This is a genomic window from Streptomyces sp. Ag109_G2-15 (genome assembly GCF_900215565.1).
GTDB classification, from domain to species: domain Bacteria; phylum Actinomycetota; class Actinomycetes; order Streptomycetales; family Streptomycetaceae; genus Streptomyces; species Streptomyces diastatochromogenes.
This window is the reverse complement of record NZ_OCNI01000001.1, coordinates 1917712-1931534: the sequence shown is the minus strand read 5'-3', so window position 1 is coordinate 1931534 and position 13823 is coordinate 1917712. Positions and strand designations below refer to the sequence as shown.

Below are 13823 nucleotides of genomic sequence, written 5' to 3'. Positions count from 1 at the left end.
ACGAGCCTAACCAGTCGCGCAGGCACCGTCGGAACAGGACGGCCCCTGGTAACTCCAGCCGGTACGGGGGTGGTAGGCCCACCCGTCCGTCCGCCGGTTGCTCTGCCCGCCCCACAGCGCACCCCGCCACTTCGCGGCCGCCAGCGCCGCGCCCCGGGCAAGCTTGGCCCCGGCCGGGGTGCTCAGCTTGTGGGCGAGCGGGCGGTGTTCGCGCAGGGCCCACAGGACGACGATCCAGGCCCGGGAGGCCTGGTAGACCTGCCCGCTGTCGCCGATCACGGTGATCTCGTCCAGGGTGGCGGCGTGATCGAGCCCCGGGTAGCGCCTGCGCGCCTCGGCCGACCCGGCCGGCACCAGCTCCAGCGGCACCAGCTGCGACTGTCGTACGAGCCAGTCCCGGAGGTGGGTGCAGAGGGCGCACTGGGCGTCGTACAGGACGGTGAGCCCGCGGACCGGGACGCCCGTGGCGCCCCGGTCCCCCGTGACGGTCACGGTGGTCACGCCCCGACCGTCGGAGCGATCCAGCCCTGCGGGTTCACCGGGGGCTGCTGCTCGCGCTCCATGATCCCCCGCCGCCGGATCTTGTTGAGCACGTACACGTTGCCCAGGTGCATCGCGCCGAGCACCAGCAGCACCACGCCGAGCTTGACCGACAGGACCTCGAAGATCGCCCGGGTGTCGCTGACGTCGCTGTTGTCGGTCAGGAACAGGGCCACGAAGCCGAGGTTGACGAGGTAGAAGCCGACCACCAGCAGGTGGTTGACGGCTTCGGCGAGCTTCTCGTTGCCGTGCAGCACGTCGGCGAGGAAGATCCGGCCGTTGCTGCTGAGCGTGCGTGCCACCCAGACGGTCAGCGCGATGCTGACGACCAGGTAGATGACATAGGCGATGACGATGCGGTCCATGCGCCCCACCCCTTCTTGAACGCGTTCAAAACGCTGACAGGTATGACTGTAGACCTGCTTTTGAACATGTTCAACTCAATAGGGGGGTGGGATCTCAGCCTCTGCGGCCCAGCGTCGGCCGCTTGGTGTAGTCGGTGAAACCGAGGACGTTTCCCCAGGGGTCGGCGATCTCGACGGTCCAGCCGGTGGCCACCGAGAACACCTCGTCCAGCGGCGGGATCCCGGCGGCGGCCAGCTCGCGCGCCGCGGCCCGCGCGTCCGGCACCTCCAGCCACAGGCGCGGCGAGGGCCAGGGCGGCGGCCGGTGGCCCAGCCCGTCCTCGACGCGCAGCAGGATCCCGGGCGTCTCACCGCCGACCTTCAGCAGCGCGATCCCGCCCTCGTCGAACCGGAACCCGACGGCGAACCCGGCCCGCTCGTAGAACCCGACGGCCTCACCGAGGTCCCCGACGGGCAGCAGTACGTTGTCGAACCCGAGCAGCTCGTACGACTCATCGTCAGACATGTCGTCAGATTAGGGGGGAATCCCGACAAGATGCGAGGAGCCCCACCGAAGCGGATTCGGTGAGGCTCCTCAGAGGGTCGGTGGGCTGCTTGCTCAGGTACGCCGGGAACGGCCCGCTTCGATGATCGCAGTCACATCCAGGGCGACCTTGGCGCCGATGGAGTCGGGAAGGGTGACGGACTCGCCGGGAGAGTAGACACGATGGTTGCCGTAGTCGCCCTCGGCGGGATCGGTGAGGACGTGGAGGCGCTGGTGCTTGCGGTCGACGACGACGTAAACGGGAACGTTGGCCTGGGCGTAGGCGCCGACCTTGGTCTTCAGGTCGTCCTTCCAGTTGCTGGACGTGACCTCCAGGACGAGGCGGAAGCAGACCGGGTCGTACGCGTTGTTCTCGACGAAGTGGTCGTCGATGTCTGCGTCCACTACGACGAGGTCGGGGATGGCGTAGTCCTCGTCGCCGGTGGGGAGCCAGACCGCGAAGTTCTGGAGCACCTCGGTTTCGCCGTCGTCCAGTCCGGCAGCGATGAAGGGGCGCATCAGTTTGGTCAGGGCGCGGGCGTGCGGGGCATCCGGCGATGGGGTCGCGAGGAGGTGGCCTCCGATGATCTCGACACGGTAGCCCGGATGGCGCTCCATGATTTCGTCGGCGATGGCCGTCAGTGAGAACGGCTGCTCGATGGATGCAGCGGACATCGCATGCCTCCTAAGGGCTGGTCGAGAACATCATCGTAGGCCGGACCGTACCCCTTCGTCCTTCACGATCACCTTCACTCGAACGTGTGCCGCAATGCCCGAGGGCCCCGTTCCCAGCGGAAACGGGGCCCTCGGTGACGTACGGAGGACGTACGGCAGACGACCTCAGAAGCGACGCGTGATCAGCGCGCGCTTGACCTCCTGGATCGCCTTCGTGACCTCGATACCGCGCGGGCAGGCGTCCGTGCAGTTGAAGGTCGTGCGGCAACGCCACACGCCGTCCTTGTCGTTGAGGATCTCCAGGCGCTGCTCGCCCGCCTCGTCACGGCTGTCGAAGATGAAGCGGTGGGCGTTCACGATCGCGGCCGGACCGAAGTACTGGCCGTCGTTCCAGAACACCGGGCAGGAGGACGTGCAGGCCGCGCAGAGGATGCACTTCGTCGTGTCGTCGAAGCGCTCGCGGTCCTCGGCGGACTGCAGCCGCTCGCGCGTCGGCTCGTTCGTGTCCTTGGTGACCAGGAACGGCATGACGTCCCGGTACGCCTGGAAGAACGGCTCCATGTCCACGACCAGGTCCTTCAGGACCGTCAGGCCCTTGATGGGCTCGACCGTGATCGGCTTCTCGGGGTTGATGTCCTTGATCAGCGTCTTGCACGCCAGGCGGTTCTTGCCGTTGATCCGCATGGCGTCCGAGCCGCAGATGCCGTGCGCGCAGGAGCGGCGGAAGGTCAGGGTGCCGTCGACGTCCCACTTGATCTTGTGGAGACCGTCGAGGACACGCTCCTTCGGGTCGATTTCCAGCTGGAAGTCTTCCCACGTCGCCTCGGCCGAGACCTCCGGGTTGAAGCGGCGGACCCGGAAGGTGACGGTGATGTAGGGAGAGGCCGCGGCCTCCGCCTCCACCTTGTCCAGAACAGGAGTTGCCATCAGTACTTACGCTCCATCGGCTGGTAGCGGGTCTGGACGACCGGCTTGTAGTCGAGACGGACGGACTCGGTGCCGTCGTCGCCCACCTCGCGGTACGCCATGGTGTGGCGCATGAAGTTGACGTCGTCGCGGTTCGGGTAGTCCTCGCGGTAGTGACCGCCGCGGGACTCCTTGCGGGCGAGCGCGGAGACCGCCATGACCTCGGCCAGCTCCAGCAGGTTGCCCAGCTCGATGGCCTCCAGCAGATCGGTGTTGAACCGCTTGCCCTTGTCCTGGATCGCCACGTTGTTGTAGCGCTCGCGCAGCTCGGCGATCTTCTCGACGGCCGTCTTGATCGTCTGCTCCGTGCGGAACACCATGACGTTGGCGTCCATGGTCTCCTGCAGCTCGCGACGGATCTGCGCGACCCGCTCGTTGCCGGTGGAGTTGCGCAGCCGCTCGATCTGCTCGACGACGAAGGACTCCGGGTTCTCCGGCAGCTCGACGTACTCGGCCTTCGCCGAGTACTCGGCGGCGGCGATGCCCGCGCGGCGGCCGAAGACGTTGATGTCCAGCAGCGAGTTGGTGCCGAGGCGGTTGGCGCCGTGCACGGACACACAGGCGACCTCGCCGGCCGCGTACAGACCCGGGACGACGGTGGTGTTGTCCGACAGGACCTCACCCTCGACGTTCGTCGGGATGCCGCCCATCGCGTAGTGCGCGGTGGGCTGGATCGGGATCGGGTCCGTGTAGGGCTCGATGCCGAGGTAGGTGCGCGCGAACTCCGTGATGTCCGGGAGCTTGGCGTCCAGCTGCTCCGGCGGAAGGTGCGTCAGGTCCAGGTAGACGTGGTCGCCCTCGGGACCGCAGCCGCGGCCCTCGCGGATCTCCGTGTAGATGGAGCGGGAGACGACGTCACGGGACGCGAGGTCCTTCATGACCGGCGCGTACTTCTCCATGAAGCGCTCGCCGTCCTTGTTGCGGAGGATGCCGCCCTCACCACGGGCGCCCTCCGTCAGCAGGATGCCCATGCGCCAGATGCCGGTCGGGTGGAACTGGAAGAACTCCATGTCCTCCAGCGGCAGACCGCGGCGGTAGACGGCGGCCTGGCCGTCACCGGTCAGGGTGTGCGCGTTGGACGTCACCTTGAAGAACTTGCCGGTGCCGCCGGAGGCGTAGATGACCGCCTTCGCCTGGAAGATGTGGATCTCGCCGGTGGCCAGCTCGTACGCCACCACACCGGCGGACTTCTTGACGCCGTCGACCTCGGTGATCAGCTGGTCCAGGACGTAGAACTCGTTGAAGAACTCCACGCCCTCCTTGACGCAGTTCTGGTACAGCGTCTGGAGGATCATGTGGCCGGTACGGTCGGCCGCGTAGCAGGAGCGGCGGACCGGGGCCTCGCCGTGGTTGCGGGAGTGACCGCCGAACCGGCGCTGGTCGATCGTCCCGTCGGGCGTCCGGTTGAACGGCAGGCCCATCTTCTCCAGGTCGAGGACGGCGTCGATGGCCTCCTTCGCCAGGATCTCGGCGGCGTCCTGGTCGACCAGGTAGTCACCGCCCTTGACCGTGTCGAAGGTGTGCCACTCCCAGTTGTCCTCCTCCACGTTGGCGAGCGCGGCGGCCATACCGCCCTGCGCGGCGCCCGTGTGGGAGCGGGTGGGGTAGAGCTTGGTCAGCACGGCGGTGCGGCTGCGCTTCGTCGACTCGATGGCGGCGCGCATACCGGCGCCGCCGGCGCCGACGATGACGGTGTCGTACTTGTGGATCTTCATGATTCTCGCAGCCCCGTGCCTAGCGGATGTTCGGGTCGAAGGTGAAGATCACCAGCGTGCCCAGCAGGATGGTGAACACCGTGGCGGTGTAGAGCAGGCCCTTCAGCCACAGCCGGGTGCTCGCGCGCTCCGCGTAGTCGTTGATGACCGTGCGCAGGCCGTTGGCGCCGTGCAGCATCGCCAGCCACAGCATCAGCAGGTCCCAGACCTGCCAGAACGGGGACGCCCAGCGGCCGGCCACGAAGGCGAAGCCGATCTTGGAGACGCCGCCGTCCAGCACCAGCTGGATCAGCAGGTGGCCGAGGACGAGGACGACCAGCACGATGCCGGACAGGCGCATGAACAGCCAGGCCGCCATCTCGAAGTTGCCCCGCGTGGACTTGGGGGTCTTCTTGGTCCGCTTGCGCGGCGCCTCGATGAGCGGGGCCGGGTTGTCGACGGTGTAGACGGGGGCGCCCTCGACGGGGCCGACGCCGGCTGCGGTGGTTTCAGTGGTCGACATCTGCGTCAGCTCCCGAACAGAACACGAGCGGCGTGGCCGAGGACCGGGTAGATCGCCCCGGCCATCAGGACGACCCAGATGCCGACGACGCTCCAGAGCATCTGCTTCTGGTAGCGCGGGCCCTTCGACCAGAAGTCGACGGCGATGACGCGCAGGCCGTTGAGCGCGTGGAAGAGGATGGCGGCGACGAGGCCGTACTCCAGCAGCGCGACGATCGGCGTCTTGTACGTGGCTACGACCTTGTCGTAGTCCTCGGGGGAGACACGCACAAGTGCGGTGTCCAGGACGTGAACGAACAGGAAGAAGAAGATGAGGACGCCGGTGACTCGGTGAGCCACCCAGGACCACATTCCTTCCCGGCCGCGGTACAGCGTTCCAGCCGGCACGGAAGAACCCTCCGGGAGCGGGGACTAGGGCCGCGCCGGCTTCGGTGTCGGTCGGGCCCGGCCGGGTACGGTCCACCGGCCCCCAGCATCGTAGCGAGGCGCTGCCGCTGGGCTTACGGGGGGCCTACCTGTGTGATCAAACTGGCATCGGATGGGCTAGCGGGTGTGCGGCTACTGGGGTGGCCTGTCCGGTTATTTGCCGGGTGCGGGTGCGTTGTGGCTGGTCGCGCAGTTCCCCGCGCCCCTGAGGAGTTGTGCCAACCGCTCCTTTGCCAGGCGCCGGAGTTCCTCCGCTGCCACGATCCGCTCTTCCTCGGGATCGTTTGCCAATCGTGATCGGATGCCCTCGAGGATGCGATCGAGGGCTTCTTCACGGGGGCAATCACCCAGATAGATGACGAACGCGTGTCCGAATCGGGCCTCGTAGGCCGCACGAGCCGCGCTCAGCGCCGTGTGGGCAGCGGAGTATGTGGCCTCCGGCAGCTCCGGAAGCGACTCGCTCGCCAATGCCTCGGCCAGATCCCCCGGCGACAGGTCGTACGCCGCCTCGTCCGCCGCTGCCAGGAGGGAGTCCAGGTCGGGGTAGGGGCGGTGGTCGGTCAGTCGGCGGGACCAGGGCAGGCTGCGGAGGCAGTGGAGGAGCAGGGCGCGGGCCTCGTCAGCCGGAGCGGCGTTGAAGGCGTCCAGCGGTTTGGGGAGATACGGGAGACGGTGCGCAGGCAGCGTGGGTCCTCGCGTCACATGTGGTGTGGCAGGGGATGCCGTGAAAGGTGTGTCGTCACGTTATCGAGAGTGGTCACTCTGTGTCCGACGGATGCCCGAATTTCACTCGAACGGGAGAGTTTCAGAACGTCTCGGTGACGAATGAACCGCCGATCGGCCGTACGTTGGCTGAGTGAGCCAGCACAGGCGCCGGGCCTCGGCGCAGCAGGTGAGGCGGAAGCGAGCGGTGATAGCCACCGCGTTCGTGGGGACCGTCGCGCTCGGCGTGGGCGTCGGCGTGTGGGCCTCGGCGGACGGCGGCAGCGGGAAACCGGCCGGGAGTGCGGTGCGGGCGCCGTCGGAACGGGCCTCCAGCGCCGCGTCCAGTCGCGCCGCCACGCCGAGCAGTCCCACGCCCAGCCGGTCCTATCCGCTCTCCCAGGCGCCGCGCACCATACCCGCGGTGCGCTCCCACACCCCGGCGCGCGGTCCCGGCTGGCGGCCGCAGCGGGGCGAGCGGGTGGTGGTGAGCGATCCGGAGCTGGCCGACGAGGGGCGGCTGATAGCCGGTGAGCTGGGACTGGCGTACGCGGGGGAGAAGGACGACGTACGGGCCGGGGATCTGCGGCTGGCCCTGGGCAGCGGGGGCGGCAACCCGGAGTCGTACACCATGACCGTGCGCGGCGGGCGGGTCGACATCAGCGGGCCGGGCGACGCGGGCGTCTTCTACGGCACCCGCACCCTCAAGCAGGAGGTCCACGGCGGCGGTACGGCGCCGGAGGGTGTCGTACGGGACGAGCCCGCGAAGCCGGCGCGCGGCTTCATGCTGGACATCGCGCGCAAGCCGTACACCGCGTCCTGGATCGAGGACCGGATACGCGAGCTGGGGGACCTGAAGTTCAACGAGCTGGGGCTGCACTTCTCCGACGACCAGGGCTTCCGGATCGAGTCCAGCAGCCACCCCGAGATCGTCTCCAAGGACCATCTGACCAAGGCGCAGGTCAAGCAGATCGTCGACCTGGCGGCCGCCCGGCACATCACCGTGGTGCCCGAGATCGACTCGCCCGGGCATCTGGGCGCGGTCATCGCCGCCCACCCCGACCTGCAGCTGCGCAACGTGAACGGGGCCGCCACCCGGGGCGCGATCGACATCTCCAAGGCCGCCTCCGCGAAGATCGTCGACGATCTGCTCAACGAGTACGCCGGGCTCTTCACCGGCAACCAGTGGCACCTCGGCGGCGACGAGTACCAGGCGCTGACCGTGGCGAACCCGCAGGCGTCGTATCCGCAGCTGGCGGCCGCCGCGCAGCAGAAGTTCGGCTCCGGCGCGACCGTCGCCGACCTCGCCACCGGCTGGCTGAACGACCGGGCCGCCACCGTGCGCGCCCACGACCGGACCATGCGGGCCTGGAACGACGGCTTCTTCCGCAACACCTCGGTGCAGCCCGCCAAGGACCTCCAGGTCGCCTACTGGACCGGCAAGGAGATCGGCGCCCGGCAGCCGGTGGAGTACCTGAGCGCGGGCCGCAAGGTGCTCAACTACAACGACGAGTTCCTGTACTACGTCCTCGGGCAGCCGCAGACCTTCGTCTATCCGACCGGGCAGCGCATCTACGAGCAGTGGAACCCGCGGGTGCTGCGCGGCACGACCGCCGTACCGGCGAGCTACGACGGGCAGATACTTGGCGGGTCCTTCGCGGTGTGGTCCGACTTCCCCAACGCCCAGACCGAGGCACAGGTCGCCGCCGGGATACGGATGCCGCTCAGGGCCACCGTGCAGAAACTGTGGGACCCGGGTGCGCCCGCTCTGTCCTGGGCGCAGTTCAGGCAGCTGGCGGACCGGCTGGGCTGACCCGTTCGGGTGGACGTACGGGGCCGATGAACCGTATCTTCCGCGTGCTGAAGCACATACAGGGGGACACGGGGGTCTCGGTTCATGTCTGTTCCACGCTTGCGTTCGCCGCTCGGGCTCGGCCGGGCCACCGTCGTGCTGCTCGGCCTGGTCGCCCTGACCGATCTGCTCGCCATCGGGGCGGGTTTCGGCGTGTACCGGGTGGCGGACGACCTCGCGCGGGGTTCCGGTGCCTTCGGCGCGGCCCTGACCGGGCGCGCCCACCACGCGGACACCCTGTACACGGCGTCCGGGGTGGCGCAGACGGCGATGTGGCTGGTCTGCGCTGTCGTGTTCCTCGTCTGGCTCTACCGGGTGCGGGTGAACGCCGAGGTGTTCCGCCCGGACGGCCACAGCAAGGCGCGCGCCTGGGTGATCGCCGGCTGGGTCGTGCCGCTGGCGAACTTCTGGTACCCGCGCCGGGTCGTCCTGGACGTCTGGGACGCCAGCGGCCCCGCGGGTGCTCGCCCGCGGCACGGGCTGGTCAACCTCTGGTGGGCGCTGTGGCTCGTGACCAGCCAGGTGGGCTGGCTCATGCAGAGGGCCTACGGCTCGGCGCACACCGCGGCCGACTTCCGGGAAGCGGCGCTGGAGGTGATGATCTCGGACGCCGTCGACATCGTGGCCGCCGGGCTCGCCGTCCTCGTCGTACTGCGGCTGACCCGCATGCAGCACCAGAAGGCCCTCGCCGGCCCGATGCTCGTCCCGGCTCTTGGCTGAAAACCCACTGATGTGACACTCTCTCGCCGTCGCACGCAGTAAGGGGAAGTGCGGGCTCCGTAAAGGCGGCGCCCTGGCGAGGGAGGCTTTCATGAGCCTGGTGGAACTGATCGCTCAGGCCGACGAACGCGGACTGGCTGCCAGTGGGCTGGCTTGTTTGGATCGGTGCGTGCCGCTGCTCGGGGGTGACGACGAGGTGCTGCGCCCGATGTGGGCGAGCATCGCCGACGGCTCCGAGTGGACCGCCGGCCTGGAGAAGGCGCGCGGCGCGCTCGGTCCGGCGCAGGCCGGCGAGGACGAGGCCGAGCATCTCGCCCACCGCATGCTGGACGCGGCCCCGGCCGAGCGCACCGCCGAGGCGATACGGGCCTGGGCCGACGCCTGCTCCGTCGCCTCCCTGCGCATCCACCGGCTCCTCGACCCGGCCGCGGGCGACGGCTCGTCGGCCGACGGCCTGGAGGCCGGGCGCGCGGGCGGCGTCGCCGCGGACGTGTCCCCGCTGGTCGCCGCCGAGCTGCGCCGCCAGGTCGTCGTCCTGGAACTCCTCGCCGAGCACGGCACGAACGGCCTGCGCCGCGCCCTCGACGTCTCGGTCGAGGGGCGCCGGGTGCTGCAGGCGGTGGTGTCCCGCCGGGCCCGCAGCCGGGGCTGACCGGATTTCAAACCCCGCTTCTGGGGGAGTCCTGTGCCCGTCGTGCGGTGGCCGTGGGGCGGTCCTGCACCGGTTGCGGAAACGGCTCCGATCCGCGTGACGGATGCCCGGCCCGGCCCGCTTCTTCCTATGTGACAGCGCAGTACGTGACAGCACAGGAGACCCGGCCGCACGCCGCGGCGAAGCCCGTCCGGTGGGCGGCCGACGCGGTGGCGACCATGCGTGAGGGCGCGCGGGTGCGGCTCGACTACTCGGCACAGAGCCTGTGGCGGGTGGACCGGATGATCGACGAGATACGCCGCGAGGAACCGCCCTACGCGGCGGTCGAGAACGTGCTGCGCGGCTTCGGCGCCTACGCCGGCGAGGTCATCGTCCGCCAGACCGGCGCCGAGTGGTGGGCGACCGGCGGCGACCACTGGATCCGCACGCCCGACGGCAAGCTGTGGGACCCGCTGGAGGAGGCCCGCCGCTGCTTCGCGGGCAACGGCTCGCTGCGCCTGCTGTGCCGGGACGCGACCGCCTCCGGATGAACGCCCGGCCGGGACCCCCTCGCACGAGCGGGTCCCGGCCGGAGGAGTCAAGCCGCCGTCACGGCGTCAGGGTCGTGCCCAGCGCCGCGGCCGTCGGCGTCCCGAGGACCGCCTTGCTCAGCACCGTCGTCTGCGCGTAGCCCAGCCCGGTGCTGTTGCTCGGCAGGTACATCAGGATGCCGTCGCCGCCGTCCTCGCCCGCGACACCCAGCGTCAGATCGGCGCGGCCGTACCCGGACAGGTCGGTCAGCGACACCGACGAACCGAGCTGGTCGCCCGACTCGGTGGCGCCCGGGACACCGGAGGTGTCCTGCGAGACGGCGACCGCGCCGGAGCCGGTCAGGCCCGTGGAGCCGCCCTTGAGGAGGACCGCCGAGCCCGCGTTGGAGCGGTTCACGCCGTCGCGGGTGATGTCCTCGCCGGGGGCGCCCGCGAGCACGTCCGGGTAGCCGTCGCCGTCGTAGTCGCCGACCGAGACGGAGGCGCCGAGCGCGTCGCCGGACTCGTCGGCGCCGGGGACGCCGGAGGTGTCCTGGTGGACCGTGATCAGGCCGGTGGTGGTGAACCCGGTCGCCGAGCCGCGCACCAGGGTGACCTGGCCGCCCGCCTTGCCGCCGGACTCGCTCGCGTACGGCTGCCCGATGACGATGTCGTCGTAGCCGTCGGCGTCCACATCGCCCGCGGCGATCGACCGGCCGCCCTTGACCGAGATGACGCCGGCCTTCGTCAGGCCGGTCGCCGAGCCCGCGAACCGGACCACGCGCCCGATGCCGCCCGCGTCCCGGTAGTTGAGGGCGACGTCGGCGTAGCCGTCCCGGTTGAAGTCGCCGGTCGCCGCGTCCAGCTGGGCCACCGCACCCGTGGCGGTGGTGAGGGTGCCGGACGACGTGGCGCCGCCGGTCAGCCGGACGTTCCAGGTGCCGCCCTTGCCGGTGCCGGCGGAGAGGACGTCCGCCTTGCCGTCGCCGTTGAAGTCGCCGACCGTGACGGTGGAGCCGAGCCCCGCGCCCGCCGCCGTGACCCCGGACGTGGTGTACGAGAAGCCGGTGTTCAGGGCCGGGCCGTACAGGACCGTGACCTGGCCGCGGTCGGCGTTGCCGCTGGTGTCGTCCTCGCCGGGCGCGCCGATCGCGAGGTCGGCGTACCCGTCGCCGTTGACATCGCCCCAGGCGGTCGAGGTGCCGAAGCCGTCACCCGATTCGGAGGTGCCGGGCACACCCGGGCTGTTCTGGGTCAGCGTGACCTTCTTCGCCGTGACCGGCCCGTCGACCCCGCCCGGCACGACCGTCACCGAGTTCGCCTTCGGGGTGCCCGCCACCAGGTCGGGCAGGCCGTCCCGGTCGCGGTCCGAGGTGGGCAGGGCGTGCGAGACACCGGGAGTCCTGGCGAGCGCGGCGATCAGGGACAGCTTCCTGTACAGGTTGTCGCCGGGGCAGGCGGTGGCGTTGGTGTCCCGGTGGCCGAACACCCGCGGCAGCGTGATCGACGTGCCCTTCGCGACCTTGTTGCCGTCGACGCCCGCGTCGCTGCCGGAGGTCAGCGTGACCTTGCCCGTCGGGTCGATGCCGTACATCCCGAACTTCCACGCCACGATCCGCGCGATGGAGTCCAGAGCCGCGCGACTGGGCTGCGCGCTCATATAGTTGCCGATGTAGGAGATGCCGACCGTGTTGGTGTTGAACCCGATGTCGTGCGCGCCGACCACCGGCAGGTCCATGCCGCCGCTGCGGCCCTCGAAGATCTGGCCGCACCGGTCGACGACGAAGTTGTAGCCGATGTCGAAGTAGCCGCGGGAGAAGTGCTCCTGCTGGATGGTGCGCAGCCGGGCCCGCGAGTCGGCGCAGGACAGCTTGTTGTCGCTGTCGACGCCGGTGTGGTGGATGACGGCCGCCTTGATCTCGGTGCCGTAGCTCGGCGTGCCGTCGTAGTCGGTGGAGGCGCCCCACTCGGCCTGCGTGATGACCGGCGGCTTGGCGACCGTGGAGGGGCGCGGGGCCGGGACCGTGCTGGAGGGGGAAGGGGAGGCGGACTCGGACGCCGAGGGGGACGCGGAGTCCGACGCGGACTCGGATGCGGACGCGGATGCTGACGCCGGGTCACTGGGCGCCGGAGAGTCCGTCGGTGACGACGCGTCCGAGGCTGACGACGAGTCGGACGGCGCCGGAGTCGTCGTCTCCGCCGCGAACGCGGCCGGCTGAGTGCTGCCCGCCGGATCCGTGCCGGGGTCGAGCAGCTTGACGTCCAGGCCGGCCGGCAGTCCGGGAGCCGGAGTGCCGTCGGGCTTCACCACCCGGACGGCGATGCCGTCCGCGTCGCCCGTCCACATCGACCCGGTGCCGCCGCGGGCGCGGGCCCGCGTGCCCTCCGTGCCGTCGGCCGAGAACGGGTCGTCGGGCAGCCGCTGCCAGCCCGACCACTCACCGGTCTCCCGCGAGCGGTAGCGGATCTCGGGCGTGCCCTTCAGCCCGGCGTGCTCGTCGTCCCAGGTGAGCAGGGCGGCGCTGAACCGCTCGGTGTCCCGCTTGGCCAGCCCCCGGTGCCCGCCGCCCTGGTCGGCCAGCTTCAGCGTGTGCACGGAGGCGCTGCGGCCCGCACCCTTGCCGTCGTGGTGCGCGCCCGGATCCGCGACCGCGTAGGTGACGACTCCGGCACCGCCCAGCACGACGGCTCCGAGTGTCAGCCACGCCCTCCGCTGGAGGCTGAGCGGTCTGTACGCATGGGTCCTGCGAGGACTCAAAGTGTCCCACCCCTAGAAAATCAACACGGTGACACCACCTGTCACACAGGCGGCAGTTGTAAAGCGCACGGGGTGCCCCGGGCGTCACGCGGGCGGGGCACTCACCCGGCCCGCGTGACAGGCGGGGCACTCACCCCGCGGCCCCCGACAGCTCGGGCGAGGCCAGCTCGGCCTGACAGGTGGCGCGCCCGAACCTGCCGTACGCGGAGGCGGTCTGGACGTGCTCGCCGCGCACGGCGAGCGAGCAGCTGGCCTGTCCGCCCTTCTCGCCGAGCGTGATCGAGACCAGCGGCGGCCTGCCGAGCGGCACCTGAACGGTCTTCTTCCACGGCAGCGCGACGGCACGGTCGACCGTCGCGGTCCCGCCCTCGCTCCGGCCCTGGTAGGCGATGTCGGCGGTGCCCTTCCCGGTGACCTCGTAGGTCACGGCGGCGGTCGGGACCGGGGGCTTGCCCGGCTTGTCGGCGGTGTCGAGCACGCCGTAGAGGACGAGCCCGCCGCAGGCGGCCAGCAGGGCGCCGGCGATGAGGACGCCGGTGCGGTCCGGGCGGGTCGCACGCGCCGTGTCACCGGGTCCGGAATTCCCGCCGGTCTCCCCGGTCTCCCCGGTCTCGGCCGTGTCCACCGCCATTTCCCGCTCTTCAGCGCCCATGAAAAGTCCCTTTTGAATCGGCCGTTCGGAATTCGCGGGCGTGCGCCGGAATTCTTGGATCCGGGCTCTTATACAGGACGGCGGACAAGGCGCGCCACCGGGTGGACAAACCGGGCGCCGATTTCCCGCGATGGGCGAACTGTCGGGATCTGTGAGGTCGATTGACACGCCCTCACCTGCGTGATTACAACCGCGGCGCCGCTACGTGTGGCCTGCCCGTCATGGGGTGAGCCACACGTTTCCGGTCGATGTTTACGACGTCAGACA

At 70.1% G+C, this 13823-nt stretch carries 15 protein-coding genes; 4 read left to right on the top strand and 11 right to left on the bottom strand.

Going from position 1 to position 13823, the window contains the following annotated elements; all coding sequences use genetic code 11:
* Nucleotides 1-6 precede the first annotated feature (6 nt).
* From CRP49_RS08265 to CRP49_RS08225, 9 genes are all read right to left on the bottom strand, one after another.
* Complete coding sequence (locus tag CRP49_RS08265) at nucleotides 7-501, bottom strand: thiol-disulfide oxidoreductase DCC family protein (protein WP_097252821.1); 495 nt, start codon at nucleotides 499-501, stop codon at nucleotides 7-9.
* Nucleotides 498-905, bottom strand: coding sequence for a hypothetical protein (locus tag CRP49_RS08260; protein WP_097252820.1), 408 nt, complete (start codon nucleotides 903-905; stop codon nucleotides 498-500). Before CRP49_RS08260 ends, CRP49_RS08265 begins: the two co-directional genes overlap by 4 nt.
* 94 nt (nucleotides 906-999) lie before the next feature.
* A complete protein-coding gene (locus CRP49_RS08255) occupies nucleotides 1000-1410 on the bottom strand; it encodes a VOC family protein (protein ID WP_097252819.1) in 411 nt (136 codons plus the stop codon).
* 93 nt (nucleotides 1411-1503) lie between these two features.
* A complete protein-coding gene (locus tag CRP49_RS08250) occupies nucleotides 1504-2103 on the bottom strand; it encodes a Uma2 family endonuclease (protein WP_097252818.1) in 600 nt (199 codons plus the stop codon).
* 165 nt (nucleotides 2104-2268) lie between these two features.
* A complete protein-coding gene (locus CRP49_RS08245) occupies nucleotides 2269-3030 on the bottom strand; it encodes a succinate dehydrogenase iron-sulfur subunit (RefSeq protein ID WP_097252817.1) in 762 nt (253 codons plus the stop codon).
* The gene (gene sdhA / locus CRP49_RS08240) at nucleotides 3030-4784 is read right to left on the bottom strand and encodes a succinate dehydrogenase flavoprotein subunit (RefSeq protein WP_097252816.1); all 1755 of its coding nucleotides are present in this window, start codon (nucleotides 4782-4784) and stop codon (nucleotides 3030-3032) included. Before sdhA ends, CRP49_RS08245 begins: the two co-directional genes overlap by 1 nt.
* Nucleotides 4785-4803: 19 nt before the next feature.
* The gene (locus CRP49_RS08235) at nucleotides 4804-5286 is read right to left on the bottom strand and encodes a succinate dehydrogenase hydrophobic membrane anchor subunit (RefSeq protein WP_097252815.1); all 483 of its coding nucleotides are present in this window, start codon (nucleotides 5284-5286) and stop codon (nucleotides 4804-4806) included.
* A gap of 5 nt (nucleotides 5287-5291) precedes the next feature.
* Nucleotides 5292-5672 (bottom strand): succinate dehydrogenase, cytochrome b556 subunit, encoded by a 381-nt coding sequence (gene sdhC / locus CRP49_RS08230; RefSeq protein ID WP_094215381.1) that lies wholly within the window; start codon nucleotides 5670-5672, stop codon nucleotides 5292-5294.
* 192 nt (nucleotides 5673-5864) lie between these two features.
* Nucleotides 5865-6413, bottom strand: a complete 549-nt coding sequence (locus tag CRP49_RS08225) for a 2-oxo-4-hydroxy-4-carboxy-5-ureidoimidazoline decarboxylase (protein ID WP_097252814.1) — start codon at nucleotides 6411-6413, stop codon at nucleotides 5865-5867.
* Nucleotides 6414-6567: 154 nt separating this feature from the next.
* Here CRP49_RS08225 and CRP49_RS08220 point away from each other — a divergent pair, with 154 nt between their 5' ends.
* The 4 genes from CRP49_RS08220 to CRP49_RS08205 all read left to right on the top strand — a co-directional run bounded on the left by CRP49_RS08220 (nucleotide 6568) and on the right by CRP49_RS08205 (nucleotide 10167).
* Nucleotides 6568-8226, top strand: a complete 1659-nt coding sequence (locus CRP49_RS08220; protein ID WP_097252813.1) for a glycoside hydrolase family 20 protein — start codon at nucleotides 6568-6570, stop codon at nucleotides 8224-8226.
* Nucleotides 8227-8310: 84 nt separating this feature from the next.
* Nucleotides 8311-8985 (top strand): DUF4328 domain-containing protein, encoded by a 675-nt coding sequence (locus CRP49_RS08215; protein WP_097252812.1) that lies wholly within the window; start codon nucleotides 8311-8313, stop codon nucleotides 8983-8985.
* A gap of 91 nt (nucleotides 8986-9076) precedes the next feature.
* Nucleotides 9077-9637: a hypothetical protein gene (locus CRP49_RS08210; RefSeq protein WP_097252811.1), complete on the top strand. Its 561-nt coding sequence runs from the start codon at nucleotides 9077-9079 to the stop codon at nucleotides 9635-9637.
* Nucleotides 9638-9783: 146 nt separating this feature from the next.
* Nucleotides 9784-10167 (top strand): hypothetical protein, encoded by a 384-nt coding sequence (locus tag CRP49_RS08205; protein WP_179851545.1) that lies wholly within the window; start codon nucleotides 9784-9786, stop codon nucleotides 10165-10167.
* A 58-nt stretch (nucleotides 10168-10225) separates the two neighbouring features.
* On the opposite strand, the gene CRP49_RS08200 is transcribed toward CRP49_RS08205, so the two are convergent.
* Together CRP49_RS08200 and CRP49_RS08195 are read right to left on the bottom strand one after the other, a co-directional pair.
* Nucleotides 10226-12829: an FG-GAP-like repeat-containing protein gene (locus CRP49_RS08200; RefSeq protein ID WP_257033339.1), complete on the bottom strand. Its 2604-nt coding sequence runs from the start codon at nucleotides 12827-12829 to the stop codon at nucleotides 10226-10228.
* 205 nt (nucleotides 12830-13034) lie between these two features.
* Nucleotides 13035-13556 carry a hypothetical protein gene (locus CRP49_RS08195; RefSeq protein WP_257033338.1) on the bottom strand — a complete coding sequence of 174 codons (522 nt, stop codon included), beginning with the start codon at nucleotides 13554-13556 and terminating at the stop codon, nucleotides 13035-13037.
* Nucleotides 13557-13823: the final 267 nt, after the last annotated feature.

Coding starts and splice junctions, on each gene's coding strand:
- CRP49_RS08260 (WP_097252820.1), bottom strand. CDS start 905: ATGGACCGCATCGTCATCGCCTATGTCATCTACCTGGTCGTCAGCATC.
- CRP49_RS08255 (WP_097252819.1), bottom strand. CDS start 1,410: ATGTCTGACGATGAGTCGTACGAGCTGCTCGGGTTCGACAACGTACTG.
- CRP49_RS08250 (WP_097252818.1), bottom strand. CDS start 2,103: ATGTCCGCTGCATCCATCGAGCAGCCGTTCTCACTGACGGCCATCGCC.
- CRP49_RS08245 (WP_097252817.1), bottom strand. CDS start 3,030: ATGGCAACTCCTGTTCTGGACAAGGTGGAGGCGGAGGCCGCGGCCTCT.
- sdhA (WP_097252816.1), bottom strand. CDS start 4,784: ATGAAGATCCACAAGTACGACACCGTCATCGTCGGCGCCGGCGGCGCC.
- CRP49_RS08235 (WP_097252815.1), bottom strand. CDS start 5,286: ATGTCGACCACTGAAACCACCGCAGCCGGCGTCGGCCCCGTCGAGGGC.
- CRP49_RS08215 (WP_097252812.1), top strand. CDS start 8,311: ATGTCTGTTCCACGCTTGCGTTCGCCGCTCGGGCTCGGCCGGGCCACC.
- CRP49_RS08210 (WP_097252811.1), top strand. CDS start 9,077: ATGAGCCTGGTGGAACTGATCGCTCAGGCCGACGAACGCGGACTGGCT.
- CRP49_RS08195 (WP_257033338.1), bottom strand. CDS start 13,556: ATGGGCGCTGAAGAGCGGGAAATGGCGGTGGACACGGCCGAGACCGGG.